General features: G+C 40.6%; 15 protein-coding genes and 1 pseudogene. 12 read left to right on the top strand and 4 right to left on the bottom strand.

The window, feature by feature from the left end:
• Positions 1-34: 34 nt before the first annotated feature.
• Together devC and V7K56_RS28605 are read left to right on the top strand one after the other, a co-directional pair.
• A complete protein-coding gene (gene devC, locus V7K56_RS28610; protein WP_334916049.1) occupies positions 35-1,189 on the top strand; it encodes an ABC transporter permease DevC in 1,155 nt (384 codons plus the stop codon).
• Between the two features lie 112 nt (positions 1,190-1,301).
• The gene (locus tag V7K56_RS28605) at positions 1,302-2,006 is read left to right on the top strand and encodes a DevA family ABC transporter ATP-binding protein (RefSeq protein WP_334916047.1); all 705 of its coding nucleotides are present in this window, start codon (positions 1,302-1,304) and stop codon (positions 2,004-2,006) included.
• A 133-nt stretch (positions 2,007-2,139) separates the two neighbouring features.
• On the opposite strand, the gene V7K56_RS28600 is transcribed toward V7K56_RS28605, so the two are convergent.
• Entirely contained in the window at positions 2,140-2,964 is an 825-nt protein-coding gene (locus V7K56_RS28600; protein ID WP_334916045.1) for a hypothetical protein, read from the bottom strand.
• A gap of 104 nt (positions 2,965-3,068) precedes the next feature.
• On the opposite strand from V7K56_RS28600, the gene V7K56_RS28595 reads away from it, so the two are divergent.
• The 3 genes from V7K56_RS28595 (at position 3,069) to V7K56_RS28585 (ending at position 5,435) form a co-directional block, all read left to right on the top strand.
• Complete coding sequence (locus V7K56_RS28595) at positions 3,069-3,866, top strand: HAD family hydrolase (RefSeq protein ID WP_334916043.1); 798 nt, start codon at positions 3,069-3,071, stop codon at positions 3,864-3,866.
• Positions 3,867-4,018: 152 nt separating this feature from the next.
• Positions 4,019-4,801 carry a Uma2 family endonuclease gene (locus tag V7K56_RS28590; RefSeq protein ID WP_334916041.1) on the top strand — a complete coding sequence of 261 codons (783 nt, stop codon included), beginning with the start codon at positions 4,019-4,021 and terminating at the stop codon, positions 4,799-4,801.
• A 466-nt stretch (positions 4,802-5,267) separates the two neighbouring features.
• Positions 5,268-5,435, top strand: coding sequence for a hypothetical protein (locus V7K56_RS28585; RefSeq protein WP_322699371.1), 168 nt, complete (start codon positions 5,268-5,270; stop codon positions 5,433-5,435).
• A gap of 126 nt (positions 5,436-5,561) precedes the next feature.
• Here the strand turns inward: V7K56_RS28585 and V7K56_RS28580 are convergent, their stop codons facing one another.
• On the bottom strand, positions 5,562-5,726 hold the full coding sequence (locus tag V7K56_RS28580) for a hypothetical protein (protein WP_334916521.1): 165 nt from the start codon (positions 5,724-5,726) through the stop codon (positions 5,562-5,564).
• Here V7K56_RS28580 and rpsB point away from each other — a divergent pair.
• The 4 genes from rpsB (at position 5,651) to recG (ending at position 11,335) form a co-directional block, all read left to right on the top strand.
• Complete coding sequence (rpsB, locus tag V7K56_RS28575) at positions 5,651-6,445, top strand: 30S ribosomal protein S2 (RefSeq protein ID WP_190913288.1); 795 nt, start codon at positions 5,651-5,653, stop codon at positions 6,443-6,445. The genes V7K56_RS28580 and rpsB overlap by 76 nt on opposite strands.
• Positions 6,446-6,780: 335 nt before the next feature.
• Positions 6,781-7,725: a translation elongation factor Ts gene (gene tsf / locus V7K56_RS28570; RefSeq protein ID WP_334916035.1), complete on the top strand. Its 945-nt coding sequence runs from the start codon at positions 6,781-6,783 to the stop codon at positions 7,723-7,725.
• 218 nt (positions 7,726-7,943) lie between these two features.
• Positions 7,944-8,807: a hypothetical protein gene (locus tag V7K56_RS28565; protein WP_334916033.1), complete on the top strand. Its 864-nt coding sequence runs from the start codon at positions 7,944-7,946 to the stop codon at positions 8,805-8,807.
• Between the two features lie 32 nt (positions 8,808-8,839).
• On the top strand, positions 8,840-11,335 hold the full coding sequence (gene recG / locus V7K56_RS28560; protein ID WP_334916031.1) for an ATP-dependent DNA helicase RecG: 2,496 nt from the start codon (positions 8,840-8,842) through the stop codon (positions 11,333-11,335).
• 229 nt (positions 11,336-11,564) lie between these two features.
• On the opposite strand, the gene V7K56_RS28555 is transcribed toward recG, so the two are convergent.
• A complete protein-coding gene (locus V7K56_RS28555) occupies positions 11,565-13,655 on the bottom strand; it encodes a TIR domain-containing protein (RefSeq protein ID WP_334916029.1) in 2,091 nt (696 codons plus the stop codon).
• Between the two features lie 256 nt (positions 13,656-13,911).
• Positions 13,912-14,793: a glycosyltransferase family 2 protein gene (locus V7K56_RS28550; protein ID WP_442940207.1), complete on the bottom strand. Its 882-nt coding sequence runs from the start codon at positions 14,791-14,793 to the stop codon at positions 13,912-13,914.
• Here V7K56_RS28550 and V7K56_RS28545 point away from each other — a divergent pair.
• The 3 genes and pseudogenes from V7K56_RS28545 to V7K56_RS28535 all read left to right on the top strand — a co-directional run.
• A pseudogene (locus V7K56_RS28545) lies at positions 14,746-15,048 on the top strand (ATP-dependent DNA helicase RecG); the annotation flags it as partial. The gene V7K56_RS28550 and the pseudogene V7K56_RS28545 overlap by 48 nt on opposite strands.
• A gap of 158 nt (positions 15,049-15,206) precedes the next feature.
• Positions 15,207-15,368, top strand: a complete 162-nt coding sequence (locus V7K56_RS28540; RefSeq protein ID WP_334916027.1) for a hypothetical protein — start codon at positions 15,207-15,209, stop codon at positions 15,366-15,368.
• Positions 15,369-15,458: 90 nt separating this feature from the next.
• Positions 15,459-16,097: a histidine phosphatase family protein gene (locus V7K56_RS28535; protein ID WP_334916025.1), complete on the top strand. Its 639-nt coding sequence runs from the start codon at positions 15,459-15,461 to the stop codon at positions 16,095-16,097.
• Positions 16,098-16,443 lie beyond the last annotated feature (346 nt).

Genomic DNA, 16,443 nt, shown 5'->3' with positions numbered 1-16,443 from the left:
CTCAAATCGCTAAACTTGCTGAGATACCTATAAAATGAATCAGAAAATACCTCTATCATGGCTACAACTGACAAGAGAAAAAACTCGCCTAGCTGTGGCTTTAGCAGGAATTGCTTTTGCAGATATTTTAATGTTTATGCAACTCGGCTTTCGAGATGCTCTGTATTATAGTAACGTTCGATTCCATAACAGCTTGCAAGGCGATATTGTTTTAATTAACAGTCAATCTAACGCTATATTGGCGATGAGAAGCTTTTCTCGACGACGATTATATAAAGCTTTAGAATTACCCGCAGTTCAATCAGTACATCCAATATATTTGGACTATTCAATCTGGAAAAATCCTGTTACAGGCAGACCTCGGAGTATCCTAATCTTTGGAATGAATCCAGAAAATAACCTATTTAACTTACCTGGAGTTCAGGAAAATTTAGATAAACTTAAACTACCTGATGTAGTTCTATTTGACCGTTCTTCTAGGGTAGAGTATGGCCCGATCGCTGCTAATTATGAGCAAGGAAAGATTGTAACAGCAGAAGTACGAAGGCGGCGAGTTAAAGTAGAAGGGCTATTTACATTAGGCGCATCCTTTGGTGCAGATGGTAATTTAATTACGAGTGATATTAACTTTATGCGGATATTTCCCAATCGTCAGCAAGGATTAATTGATATTGGGCTAATTAGATTAAAACCAGGAGCCGATGCTAATGTTGTTGCTCAAGAATTACGCAAGTATTTACCTGATGAAGTAAATGTTTTAACTAAACAAGAGTTTATTGACTTTGAGCGGAATTATTGGGCAAAGAGTACAGCTATTGGCTTTATTTTCACATTAGGGACTGTCATGGGTTTCATTGTGGGGATTGTGATTGTTTATCAAATTCTTTATACAGAAGTTGCAGACCACTTAGCTGAATACGCTACTCTCAAGGCAATAGGTTATACACAAAACTATTTATTGACAATTATTCTTCAAGAAGCTTTATTATTAGCAACTTTAGGCTATTTCCCTGGAATAGTTTTTGCCTTATTTATGTATAATAGTGCCAGGACTGCAACACTTTTACCAGTGTTTATGAGTTTTGACCGAGCGATAATGGTATTGATTTTGACTATGATTATGTGCATTATTTCTGGGGCGATCGCAATTAGAAAATTACGCTCTGCCGATCCAGCAGATATCTTTTAATTAATTCAATATTAATTAAAAGATATTAACAACTAAGTTTAAATTATAATCATAATTAAGCAAGTTTAATTTTTGAAATTAACTACAATTAATTTATAACTCAAACAAAAATATGATGGAAAAGGAACCTGTAATCGCCATTAAAAATCTCAATCACTTCTATGGCAAAGGCGCACTGAGAAAACAGATATTATTTGATATTAACCTAGAAATTTCTCCAGGTGAGATTGTGATTATGACCGGGCCATCAGGTTCAGGTAAAACAACATTACTGAGCTTAATTGGTGGTTTGCGGTCTGTACAACAAGGAAGTTTAAAATTTTTAGGTGAAGAACTTATTGGCGTCAGTCAAAACAAATTAGTGCAGATGCGACGCAACATTGGTTATATTTTCCAAGCTCACAATTTGCTAGGGTTCTTGACAGCCAAGCAAAATGTGCAAATGGCAGTGGAATTGAACGATAATATTTCTCAAACAGAAGCAATGGCAAAATCAAAAGCTATGCTAAGGTCTGTTGGTCTAGAAGAACGAGTTGATTATTACCCAGACAATCTTTCTGGTGGACAAAAGCAAAGAATTGCGATCGCCCGCGCCTTAGTGAATCGTCCCCCCTTGGTACTAGCAGACGAACCAACAGCAGCATTAGATAAACAATCAGGACGCGATGTCGTGGAAATAATGCAGAGCCTGGCCAAAAATCAGGGAACTACTATCTTATTAGTGACACACGACAACCGCATTTTAGACATAGCCGATCGCATTGTAGAAATGGAAGATGGTCTTTTAACCCGTAATTCCTCAAATACACCCATCTAGTCATGATTCCAAAGTGAGAAATCACAACTGATAACTAAGCTGTGACGCAAATAAATATCACCAGTAGGAATCCGCTTTGATTTTTGAACTTACTAGGACTTACGCATTGACAAAAATATCATCTATAAATAATTTATTGTCTAGCCGAGCCTGATTTTTTCATTCCAGATGACTTTGGCTGAGTTGGGGCATTTGGTTGGCGACTAGTGCGAAAAGTCACATTTACCCCTTCATTCGATTGTTCCAGCACCAGTAGAGGCGTAGGTTTAGCCTTTTGATCCCAATGCATGGTAGCAATCCGACCTTGAATTGTTGGTTGCCAACTATCTTCGTCTTCTATGGGGCTTAGGTAAGTTTCTATACAGTCAATAATTTGACTAATAGTCGCAGAAGTTGCTTGCGTCGGTAACTTCATTAACCGGATTTGAATCCGAAACAGCACTCGCTTGGCAGAGTTCCCTGGACTACCAGTCTCATACTCTACATCAAAAATTTCATCTACCTGCCGTCCAGCGCTATTAGCAATTCCAACTGATCCAAGTTGTGCTTGATTTGGACGCAGCGCTTGAGTAACTTTATCTTTAATCTGAATCTTCACTTGATTAAGGATTGCAAAATGAAACACCTCTTCTGACATCCGCATTCGCAGATAATCCAGGTTAAAGTCCCGTGAGTTGACCAAATCGGGATTAGTTTCCATTTTGCGAATTGTTTCCAGCGCCAGCTTAAACTTCTTCTCTAGTTCTCGCGCGCGAAATTGTTCAAACTTAAGTTTTTTCTCCAGCTTATCCATCTGGAGTTTACTATACACAATCAAAGCAATCACCACTAAAGCCAGTCCTCCAGAAGTTACCAACAATAATGATGGTATTTCAGGATTATTTGCTGGCACTTCCTGGGATGCCTTTTTAGTAGTCTTTTTCCCAGAGGATTGGGCAAGAAACATTGAAGTGGACATGGTTGGAAACTGAAAAACTTGACTCCTGATGTTTAGGATGCCCAAATCTTCAAGGTCATCTTGCTGTATGATTAATATTTTTTACAGCCTTTTACAAACCGTATATGTCCAGACATTTGAGCCTCTCTCCCCTATCTGAGGTTTCATCTACAAGCTTTAGCAAGATTCGTTTGATAGCCACAGATATGGATGGCACTCTGACTAGACGAGGAAAATTTACTCCAGCACTGCTACAAGCTTTAGAGGATTTAGCCGCAGCTGATATTAAAGTGCTAATTGTCACAGGACGTTCTGCTGGGTGGGTAAGTGGATTGAGTAGTTTAATGCCAGTGGCAGGTGCGATGGCAGAAAATGGCGGTTTGTACTTTCCACCTGGAAATCAGAAACCAATAGTCTTAACACCCATTTTTGATTTAGTTCAACATCGCCAGCACTTAGCTACGACTTTTGAGAATTTACAAACTAAATTTCCCCAAATCCAAGAATCTGCTGATAATTGCTTTCGCATCACCGACTGGACTTTTGATGTAGCTGGTTTGCGTGAAAACCAACTACAAACCCTAAATAATCTCTGTCAACAAATGGGTTGGGGATTTACCTATAGCAACGTGCAGTGTCACATTAAACCCCAAGGACAAGATAAAGCTGTGGGATTGTTGCAGGTATTGCGCGAATATTTGCCTGATTATTCACCAGAACAAATTGTCACTGTAGGCGATAGTCCCAATGATGAAAGTTTATTCGATCACCGTTATTTTCCTGTTTCTGTAGGCGTGGCAAATGTGCTGGAATATGCAGATAAATTGCAACATCAGCCCGTTTATATAACCGCAGCTGCCGAAGGCAATGGATTTTGTGAGTTATCCAGTTACATTTTGCAAAGCTTCCAAATTCCAAATTAGGGGAAATTAGAATTTGCTCTAAGATAATCTTGTAGCACTAGATTTTACAACCATGACCAAAACATAAAAGGATACAAAGCAAGTTAACTTATTTATGGAAATTCTTAATTTTGAATTTTGAATTTTAAATTTTGAATTCGGAGCAAAGCGACGTGACGGCTACTTTACCTGTTAGTGTCGAATCAGAAATCTTCTACCCCAGTGCTGATGGTCAACCAGTGGCAGAAACCTACGACCACCTTTATGCTTTACTAACTACCTTAGAAGTCCTCAAACAGTATCTGGCAAATCGTCAGGCAACAGTATTGGGAAATCAATTTCTTTACTATGCACAGGGCTTTCCCAAGTTGCGGGTAGCCCCAGATGTAATGGTGATTTTTGATGTTGCACCTGGTGGTCGGGACAACTATAAAGTTTGGGAAGAGGGTCAAGTACCCACAGTTATTTTTGAAATGACATCCTTTGGGACTAAGGGACAAGACGAAATCTTCAAAAAGACCCTATATGAGCAGTTAGGTGTCAACGAATACTGGCTATTTGACCCTAAAAGCGAGTGGGTAGAACAACAGTTACGTGGCTATCGCCTGCGGGGAGAAATCTACGAACCGATACAAGATGGACGCAGTGAACCGTTACAACTACGCTTGGTGGTTGAGGGAAGGCTAATTGGATTTTATCGAGAGGATACAGGGGAAAAATTACTGATACCTGATGAACTGGTAGAGGCTTTAAGGCAAGAAATTTTAGCAAGACAGCAAGCAGAAGAACTAGTAGAACAAGAACGCCAACGAGCAGAACAGGAACGCCAACGAGCAGAACAGGAACGCCAACGAGCAGAACAGGAACGCCAACGAGCAGAACAGGCAGAGTTGCAGATAGAACAGTTAAAGGCAAGGTTGCGCTCGCTCAATCTAGACCCCGATACTATTGAGTAATCGGCAAACGGGAGTTAACCATAATACGATCATACAGTGGGTTAAAAAAGCGGTTCAACCATGAAGAGACACACCTGAACATTCAGAAATTCCCGAAATAACTCAAGTTGATGAACTAGAAACTTTTGTTGCTAAAAAAAACAAGATTGCCAAGTAGACAATTTGTTACCTATGTTTTTGCTACATTTATTACCTGAGACAGAATATAATAGATGAATCTCTAGCGCATTTCAATCTAGTAAGTCTCAACAATACTAATTTAATTGAGAAGACTGTTTTATACAGTAATTCCCAAGCAAAACTGAATCAAAGGATTAATAAACCGCCAGCCCTCTAAGCACCCAGAGACGCTAAGAGATTAACAGATACTTCAAGGACACGTTAGCGTTTTATTTCCTACTTTCACTATAAAGTCCAAGATTAATGTAGAGTCAAAAATTTACTTTAAATACTGAGGTATAAAATTATGCAAGAAATTGAAAGATTCTTTGGCAACTTGTTTAGTGGTATAATCAACCGCTTTAAGTATTCTGCAATGGACGCTGCCGATCGCAAAATGAGAGAAACTATCGACGATCAGATCGAACAACGGCGACAAAAACCTAAACCCGAAGATCGAGAAGACCGCGAGTAGATATTTAAAACAGCAAGATTTTCATTACTAGTGCTGCCCGATTGTTGAGTAGGCAGTACTATTTTCTTGACCTCACTTGGTCAAGCAACTATAACTCTTCAGAATATGTTAACCTAGTATGGTTAACTAATCTCGCACATCTAAGAATTCGGGTGTTTCCCGATTGGGAAATACACTTGGATGGAGGTTTAACCCGAATCGGAGTTGAAAAATATATGCCAGTAGTTTCATTGGCTCAAATGATGGAGTCAGGAGTTCACTTTGGGCATCAGACCCGGCGTTGGAATCCAAAAATGTCTCCTTACATTTATACTTCCCGCAATGGTGTGCATATTATCGACTTGGTGCAAACTGCCCAGTTGATGGATAATGCTTATAACTATATGCGATCGCACGCAGAACAAGGGAAAAAATTTCTTTTTGTCGGCACTAAGCGCCAAGCAGCTGGAATTATTGCCCAAGAAGCTAGCCGTTGTGGTTCCCACTACATTAACCAACGCTGGTTGGGTGGAATGTTGACCAACTGGGCAACCATCAAAACACGGGTTGACCGTCTAAAAGATTTAGAACGCCGTGAAGAAACTGGCGCACTAGATTTATTGCCGAAAAAAGAAGCATCAATGCTACGTCGGGAAATGACGAAGCTTCAGAAATACTTGGGCGGCATTAAAACAATGCGAAAAGTGCCTGATATCGTGGTAATCGTAGACCAACGCCGGGAATATAACGCAGTTCAAGAATGCCAAAAGCTGAATATTCCCATTGTGTCCATGCTGGATACAAACTGTGACCCCGATGTAGTAGATATCCCCATTCCAGCAAACGACGATGCTATTAGATCGATTAAGCTGATAGTCGGAAAATTGGCAGATGCCATTTATGAAGGTCGTCACGGTCAGCTGGATGTTGAAGATGATTACGAAGATTACGACGGTAGTGAGTATGACGATGACTACGAAGAAACCGAATATACTGATGCCGTAATTCCCGACGAGGAAACAGAAGAATAGTGCTGAGTGCTGAGTAAGCTCATCCCACCCCTAAAAGAAGTGGGATTTCGTGGGCATAGGGTATGGGGCATGGGAAAAGCCACCAATACCCCATGCCTCAAGTCGGCGGGCGGCGGTTCATCTCATCCCTCTTGTTGGAGTGGGCTTTACCGCCGACTTTCTGTAAGATAGAAACACTTAGCAAATTGGATAGTGCTGAGTCTTGATTTTTGAAGTTGTAAGTTGTGATTTGTCAATGAAGAATAAAATTGATAACTGAACACTCAAAACTCAGCACTCAGTACTAAATTAGGTGAGTGATTACAACTCAAGGTCAAGTTAGGAATTGAGGCAAAATGGCGGAAATATCTGCAAAACTCGTCCAAGAGCTACGCCAAAAAACTGGTGCTGGCATGATGGACTGCAAAAAAGCGCTGATAGAGACTGAAGGTAACGTAGAAGAAGCCGCAGACTGGCTACGGAAAAAGGGCATCTCTAAGGCGGGGACAAAAAGCGATCGCATTGCGGCAGAAGGTCTAGTTGACACTTACATTCAGCCCGGAGGTCGAGTGGGTGTACTTATAGAAGTCAACTGCCAAACCGACTTTGTTGCTCGTAACGAGGCTTTTAAAGCTTTAGTTAAGAATCTAGCAAAGCAAGCAGCTACTGCTGATAGTGTTGAGTCTTTGTTGGCTCAACCCTATATTGATAATGAAAGTGCGACTGTAGAAGAATTTATCAAGCAAACCATTGCCACCCTTGGTGAAAATATCCAAGTGCGTCGCTTTGTTAATTTTGCAATAGCAGAGGGCACACAAGGTGTAGTAGACAGCTACATTCACACTGGCGGTCGAGTTGGTGTATTAGTAGAACTAGGTTCCAAAACTGAGTCAGTAGCTGCTAATTCAGAGTTCCAAACCTTGGCACGGAACACTGCAATGCAAGTTGCGGCTTGTCCTAATGTTGAGTATGTAAGTGTAGACCAAATCCCCGCCGAAGTTGCCCAAAAAGAAAAAGACATTGAAATGGGCAAGGATGATTTGGCGAACAAGCCTGAAAACATCAAAGAAAAAATTGTTCAGGGACGGATTGAAAAACGCTTGAAAGAATTGACTTTGCTCGATCAGCCTTACATTCGCGATCAGAGTATTTCCGTGGAAGACTTGATAAAGCAAGTGAAAGCACAATTAGGCGAAGAGATTCAAGTGACTCGCTTTGTCCGTTATATACTGGGCGAAGGCATTGAAAAGCAAGAAATGAGCTTTGCTGATGAAGTCGCTGCACAAATGGGCACCAAGTAATATTAGTCATTAGTCATTAGTTTTTACCAAGGATAAATGACGAATGACTAATAACTCTTTACAAAACAGGTCAGGTGATTTGCTTGACCTGTATTTTATTTAGTAAAGACAGAAAATTTCGCATTTAATTTAAAATCTAAAATTCTCTAAAAAGTTATCCTAAAATAAGTTTGTACATTTGTACTATGTAATGGTTCAGATGGGCAAGAGCGAAAAATATGGCAAGAGCAATCGAGCGAATTGAGCAGGATATTGCAGCACTCCAAGAAGCGATCCGGGCGATCGCAATCGAACTACAAAGCGCTTATGCTAGTTATCTAAACACCTTGGGGCTAGCCGTACGCAAACAGTTGATTCTCGCGAGTTATCACCTCTGTACCCAAGGATATCCCGAAAACTTTCTGCATTTGTCATTGAATCAGCGCCAACAATTGCAACAAGCCATCCGCAAGTTGGGTCAACTGGCAGCTGAACAATTGCTCATTTATCTTAAAAGTGAAGAATCAGAGGAAGATGAGGTGGATGAGGGAGATGAGATGGATGAGGTGGATGAGGTGGATAAGGAAGTAACATCTTCTTCATCTTCACTATTTCTTTCCACTTCTAATTCTCAGTATCTCACTGCCAACACCTCCGATCCTATAGAACTGGCAAAATGGCAACAGAAATTAGAAGAGGTCATGCAAGAGATACTGAAAAAACTTTCGCACGATGCTAATCTTTTGTTACAAAAAGCTCGAGTATTACCGAAAAAATTACCAGAACCGATTTTAGCAGCGGCGGCGGCAGCATCAGAAGCATCTGCTGAGGTAATGCCGGGGCCACCCAATTTATTAAACTTAGTAATTGAAATTGAAAATGAGCAACACTCAGAAGATTCTGGACTGACTCAAATCATGGCTATTAACCTGCGGCTAGGAGAAATTGAATTTGCTGATGTGACACTTTCCTCTGAGCGCAGGCAAATCCGCAGTATTTTAGTTAAGCTAAATAAGCTAGGACGAGAGTATCAAAAGAGACATAAAGAAAAGGCGATCGCTGAAGCGGAAGCTGCATGGCGCGCTAGTTGGTTTGAGGATTAGTCCTTTGTCCAGAGTCAAATGACCAATGATTAATGATTAATGAAAAACCAGATTGGATACGATTGCACAAAGCCTTGGCAATAGAAGCTGAACGTGGCTTTACAGATTTGATGGGCAGAGAATACCGTTTCAGTGAATTTCTCAGCCTAACTTTGGGCAAATTCCCAACAGGCTTACCTCAAATTGAACGCCGCCGTTGGCAAGGATTAGCGGTGCAATTTGCTAGTTATCCACATCTAGCACTGGAAGAAAGGCAGCATTTAGTAGCAGAGACTCGTAGGTATCTTTCCCAACTACAGCAAGAGGAGCAGCGGAAGGAGGGGGAGCAGGGGAGCAAGGGAGCAGAGGAGCAAGGGAGAATTTATAAATCCAAAATTAAAAATCCAAAATCTCCAATTGTTACTGAAGTGAGTCGGAGACTTGCACCAAAAATTGAGCAAAAACTCAGTGATTTACCAGAAATAGGTTTTAAAAAAGCTGATAATTTGGCACGGCTTGGTTTACATACCGTCCGTGACTTGCTTTTCTACTATCCTCGTGACCATATTGATTATGCGCGTCAAGTGAATATCCGCGAGTTACAAGCGGGTGAGACGGTGACAATAGTGGCTACAGTGAAGCGTTGCAACTGCTTTACTAGCCCTAAAAATCAGAAATTATCAATTTTAGAATTGGTAGTAAAAGATAACAGCGGTCAAATCAAAATTGGTCGTTTTTACGCAGGTACGCGCTTTAGCAGTCGCGCTTGGCAAGAAAGTTTAAAACGCCGTTATCCAGTAGGTAGCATTCTAGCAGCCTGTGGGTTGGTGAAAGAAAGCAAATACGGATTGACACTGGATAATCCAGAACTAGAGGTTTTGGCAAATCCAGGAGATACGATTGAGTCGCTAAATATTGGGCGGGTAGTGCCAATTTATGGACTAACTGAAGGCGTGGTGGCGAATACAGTGCGACAGGCGGTAATTGCTGCTTTACCCGCTGCGGCTAACCTGAAAGACCCTTTGCCAAGTGGTTTGCGGCAGAAGTATGGTTTGATGGAATTAAAAGATGCGATCGCTAATATCCATTTTCCCAGCGATAGCGCCGTCCTACAAGTTGCCCGTCGTCGCTTAGTTTTTGACGAATTTTTCTACCTGCAACTTGGGTTACTGCAACGTCAGCAGCAAGCAAGAGCGATTCAAACCAGCGCCATCCTTGTCCCACGCGGTCAACTTGTAGAGAAATTTCACGAAATACTGCCTTTTCAACTCACTGGCGCACAGCAACGAGTTCTCAACGACATTCTCAACGATTTACAAAAACCTGTGCCAATGAATCGTTTGGTGCAAGGTGATGTCGGTTCTGGTAAAACAGTCGTCGCCGTGCTGGCTATCCTTGCAGCAATTCAATCTGGCTACCAAGCAGCGCTGATGGCTCCTACAGAAGTTTTGGCAGAACAACATTATCGCAAGTTAGTTAGCTGGTTTAATCTACTGCATTTACCAGTGGAATTACTTACAGGCTCTACAAAAACTGCGAAACGAAGGCAAATACATTCTCAGCTAGTAACTGGTGAATTACCTCTGTTAATAGGAACCCATGCCTTGATTCAAGACCCTGTAAACTTCCAACAACTAGGATTAGTAGTCATAGATGAACAGCATCGCTTCGGGGTAGAACAACGGGCACGTTTGCAGCAAAAAGGCAATCAACCTCATGTGTTAACTATGACAGCTACTCCAATTCCCCGAACCTTAGCACTGACGATACACGGAGATTTGGATGTGAGCCAAATTGATGAGTTACCACCGGGACGGCAAAAGATTCAGACAACAGTATTGTCAGGTCAGCAACGCAACCATGCTTACGACCTGATGCGCCGAGAAATTGTCCAAGGTAGACAAGTTTATGTGGTTTTGCCTTTAGTGGAAGAATCAGAAAAATTAGATTTGCGATCGGCTGTTGACGAGCATCAAAAGTTACAGGAAAGCGTTTTTCCTGACTTTCAAGTTGGGTTGCTACACGGTCGCATGAGTTCAGCCGAAAAAGACGACGCTATAACCAAATTCCGCGATAACCAAACGCAAATTTTGGTTTCTACTACCGTTGTTGAGGTTGGTGTAGACGTACCTAATGCTACAGTAATGCTCATTGAAAATGCAGAGCGATTTGGGCTATCACAACTGCACCAACTGCGGGGGCGTGTTGGTCGGGGTGCGGCTCAGTCCTACTGTTTATTGATGAGCAGTTCTAGAAGTCCTGATGCTCAACAACGGTTGAAGGTATTGGAACAATCTCAGGATGGCTTTTTCATCTCTGAGATGGATATGCGTTTTCGCGGCCCAGGGCAAGTACTGGGAACTCGTCAATCTGGAGTGCCAGATTTTACCTTAGCGAGTTTGGTTGACGATGAGGAAGTTTTACTTTTAGCGCGGCAAGCAGCGGAGAAAATTATAGAGATGGATGTTACTTTAGAGCGTTGGTATTTAATGAAAGAAGAGTTGAAGTATCGATATGAGCGTTTGATGGGTGGGGCGATTTTAACGTAATTTGACCGGATAAATAAAAGTTTAATTGGTTCTTAACCCGGATTTCTCACAAGTGAGAAAAAATCATTAACTTGAACAAAATTTAAGAAAATTTAATTGATACATCCTTAAATTAGATTCAAAAATAGGATAATTTAACGTATAAACATAAAACACCATAAAAACCAGTATCTAAGCTAGATTTGTCTTCTTTTCCTCCACTATCTTGACAAAAGTGCAATTACCTTAATCATATCAGCGATGCTGCTTTAATCTTTTTACAGATGTCCACCAAGGCTCGATTTTGTTCTGCTATGCTCAGGCTGTCTATAGGTTGTCTGGGAGAGTGCGCTGCCTGATACTTTTCAATTTCTGTTTCTTCGTAGCTGCTATAACTTAACGGTATCCAAATGATGGTGAGTCCTTCTGCCTGAGCAGCATCTAACAATGGGGGTAACTCATTCTCGGCAATAAAATCTGATGCCAGAAAGTCAGGACTTACCAGTAAAACTGCTACTTTTGCGCGTTCTATTGCTTTACTGATTTCATTACGCCATAACATTCCTACCCTAATTTGAGTATCAACCCAAACAGTGATTGACTTGTTGCGGATCATAGGCTTCAGACGTGTTTGTAACTTTGGCAACCATTCTGCATCTGCGTGGCTATAACTAATGAAAACTTCCTCTCGCCTCGTTTCTGACATAGTTATTCCTGTTACTAAATTAACAGTTATGCGTCCATCTATGCTTCTTATTTTGCGAGTCATATCAAGGATCTGCTGGGATTGTTCAGGTGAGATACCAACGGAATGAATAAAATCATTTATATCAAGATGATTTAAATAATATCTGAGCGTTGGATCTTCAAGAGATAGCAATTTAGTGCTTTCAGAATAATGAAAGACCTTCCTAAATCCCCCGTCTTCCGCACTGGCATTAATAGAAGGTAAAATTTTTTCCTTCATAGCATTTATAGCTATACCCAAATCCCCAGACATAGATACTATACGAGCTAGTGCTATTTGAGAATCAGGCAAGCTTGATATGACAGCGATGATAGCGATAAAGGGAAGCCATTCATCTCTAGACGTTCCTGAATTTTGAACAAAAGATATAAGAAAAGGCTTAAAACGTTCAGAAAGCTCTGTTACCAGATGCCTTCTAGCATCCTCAATTGGATAATTTAGTGTAGTTGTTGAATCTAAAGTTTGCTTAATCCCAGATTCAATACATATTCTTTGGCACAGATATTGACAAATATAAAAGCTATTTGATGAATCCTCAACAATACCATCACGATTGGAGAACTGAATTGATAATTTCCTTTCCCCTTGCTCAATAAGGCTATTTAAATCACTGGATCGTGGGAATGGCATTTTATAAATGCCTAGTCTCCTTCCCAAATCTAAGCCACCATGAAGAAGGTCAGATGGAGAAGTTGAAATACCAATTAGAATAAATTTAGATATTGATTCTTTTTCTTCTATCTTAAACACTTTCTCAGAAAGCTGTCTAAGCTTCCTAGCTAGATAAATTCTTGTTTCCTGAGTCAAAACATGAAAGTCATCAATCACTATAGGAATTGTCTTCGTACCAGTCAGAGAGTCATTTAGTAACTTCTTTACTATTTGATCAGCATCATCATCTAGAGAAGAGATGAACTGATAATTATCATCCTCTTTCCAACCAAGGTCAGAGAAAATTCGACGGATTAAGCATGTTTTTCCAGATCCAGATGGGCCATAAATTAATATGTGTTTACCTCGTTCAAAAATATCGTTTACAACATCTCGATAATTTGATGGTTCAACATAAGTAAAATCTGGTATTCCAATAGTGCGAAATACTTCATTTAATGTGGCTGGTTTTAAACTATCGCTTGATACTGATTCAATTTCTATGAGATTTGATGACGGATTTGTACCTGTAATACCCCATATCAACCTCCTTAAAGCAATTTCCTCAGAATCTTCTTCGCGAAAATCTACCCAAGTTATTCCACGCAAGAATACGGGTAGCTCGACAAAAGAAGGTGCATCTGGTAACAAAACTGGTATTACAGGTAAACCTCGATGCACAAATTCTTCTAGAAAAGCCCTGAGTTCCATTTCCTGCCAAGGGCCAACTCCACTTTTACCAACAAACACAGCAGCACTTTTTATTTGCTCAATTTGCATCTCCAGACTCTTCTGCCAAGAGAAACCAGGACGGAGTTCCCATTGATCAAACCAGGGTAAAATACCTAATTCTCTGAGTTTTTGAGCAATTTTTATGACAGCAGGTTTGTCTTCACTGTTATGGCACAAAAACACATCAAAGTTGAATTGGTTATCCGTCATCTGTTGTGTTGCTCTTCTCTTTGGTCGCTAAAGTTTTATTATATGTGTTTTAGTCGCTTTGCCTTGCCTAATGGTTAGGCGATGTGCAACTTATTTTGTTATGAGACCATCGAACTGTAATGCTTCCAAACCAAACAGACGATTTAACTCTATTTTTTGAGGGATCATGCTTAAAATTCGTAGAATTCTTATGCGATAAATATTTTGGCAGTTTTTAACTCCTATTTTCTCAGGCTTTATGAGAAATCCGGGTTAATCACAATGCTTGCTGCATTTGAGCATAGGCTTCATAAATACCCTTCACGTTATACCAGTTGAGAAAAATTCTAGCAATTTCTAAAGCTAATTCAGGCTTACCTAAGTTAATTAGCCATTGCAAAAATGGAGCCATTGTCCGTTCATTAAGTGTGCTATTGAGTGAAAGAATGCCCCAAAGTAAGCGATGCAGCCAAGTCATTTGAATCATCATTCGCACTTCCCATGTAGGATGCTTCTGATAAAATAAAACTCCCATCCGTCCGCGTTGAATTTCTTGGTCAATTAATCGGGGAATTTGCTCTAAGTTAAATGCTGGATGCCAGTGATATCCTACGGCTTCGGGACATTTAATTAGTGTCAAACCTAGTTTTTTTAGCCGCACACCTAATTCTAAATCTTCCCAGCCATAGAGTTGAAAACTAGTATCAAAAAGTCCCGCTTTATCTAACCAATGTTTGGGAATTGCTACATTTCCAGTAGCAAAAAAAGCTGCTGAAAAATCTGTGATTTTGTAGGGTTCGGCCGTTGGGTTGTGGAAATTGCAAGTATTAATAACTGCACCGTAAGTGAAAAAGCGATCGCTTCCCAATTTCTGCTTTCCCTGCACTAGCGCCGACTCATGAGCTTGCAGGAAATTCTTCAACACTACCAAATCACTATTAATAAAGATAATTGTGTCTCCCTGCGCCTTCTCTACTCCCAAATTCCAAGCCGCAGCTGGACCAGCATGATCTTGCCCAAACCAGCGCACATGGGGAAACTCTTCTTTGTGTGCTGCTAACCACTCCAATGCGCCATCAGTAGAACCATCATCTACCAAGACAATCTCGTAAGTTCCAGAAGTCCTGACGCTCAACAACGCTTGAAGGTATTGGAACAATCTCAGGATGATTTTTTTATTTCCGAGATGGATATGCGTCTTCGTGGCCCAGGGCAAGTACTGAGAACTCGTCAATCTGGAGTGCCATATTTTACCTTAGCCAGTTTAGTTGACGATGAAGAAGTTTTACTTTTAGCGCGGCAAGCAGCGGAGAAAATAATAGAAATGGATGTTACTTTAGAGCGTTGGTATTTAATGAAAGAAGAGTTGAAGTATCGATATGAGCGCTTAATGGGTGGGGCGATTTTGACATAATAACATATCTGAGTTAGAAACCTACATCAAGCAATGAATCTTCAATTTGATTGCTAGGGGCAGGGCGGGCGCATTATGTCAAGAAGCAAAGTATATTCTCAATAGAGTTAAAAACAATGTCATTAACTTTATATTACTGAGAACAACCATCTATTACGATGGTTCAAAAATTGCTCAGAAAGCTCTCAATCGGTTCAGTTTTGCTGTTTGGAGAATTCGCCAACGGTATCCGTATCCCGGCTCAAACTAGAGTAATAGCTCTTACCGCTACTTTTGTCAATGAAATCAAAAGTTTGTGGTTGATTGACTTTTTTGGTTGATTACTTTGTCTTGGTGTCACAGACTCGATTGCGAGATTGATGGTAGTTTATTTTTGCACAAACTCCTTGATCCCAATTGCGATACAAGCTATGACACTCAATTTATATTTACTGCGACATGGAGAAACTACTTTTAGTCAAAGTGGTAATTTCTGCGGTGAAACTGATGCGGAGTTGACCTCTGAAGGGATACAGATGGCAGAGAGTTTTGCCGATGTTTATCAAAGCTTATTGTGGGAAGCTGTTTATGTTAGCCCGATGAAGCGCACAATTGCAACTGCTAAGCCATTTTGTAATGCTATCGGTATGGATATGCAGTTGCGTGACGGACTTAGAGAAGGTAGTTACGGCGAATGGGAAACTAAGAGTAAATCCTTTGCCCAAGAGAATTACGCCCAAAACTATGTAAAATGGTTGACAGAACCCGCTTGGAATGCACCATTAGGTGGAGAAACTGCGGTAGATGTTGCTAACCGTTCTATGCCTGTAATTGCTGAAATTCAAGAAAAACATCCCCAAGGTAATGTTTTAGTAGTTTCCCATAAAGCCACGATTCGGATTATGCTTTGCAGTTTACTAGGAATTGATTTGGGACGCTATCGCTATAGAGTGAATATTTTGGTCGCGTCGGTAAGTATGGTTAAACTTGACGTTAATGGTCCTTTGTTAGAAATATTAGGCGATCGCCATCATATACCCGATTGTATTCGCTCTCGTCCGGGAACATAACAGTCCCTTAAACAAAAACCGAAGATCAACATCACATTTGTGTAGATTGCGATCGCCAGTTCATCTTCCATTCGATTATTACTACACTATCTGAAATTTCGGGATGTTCCAGTTCCTGCCTAGTTCATACCGCCATTATGCAACGCCCATTTTTTCTCTTCTCTCTGTTTCCTCTGCATCTCTGCGGTTCATTAAATAAGTTGACTTTGATAAAGAGTTTTAGCCTTAACCTAAGCGTATTGGTTTATACGGTAGTCAATCCTGCCAGTTCGTTCACCATCAGAGAATCAGGTATTGAGTTGAGATGCGCGATATGACCAACAAAGTTTTAACAGATTGATTACAC

The organism is Nostoc sp., from assembly GCF_036917535.1.
GTDB lineage: Bacteria > Cyanobacteriota > Cyanobacteriia > Cyanobacteriales > Nostocaceae > Nostoc.
This window is presented reverse-complemented; position numbering and strand designations above follow the sequence as displayed.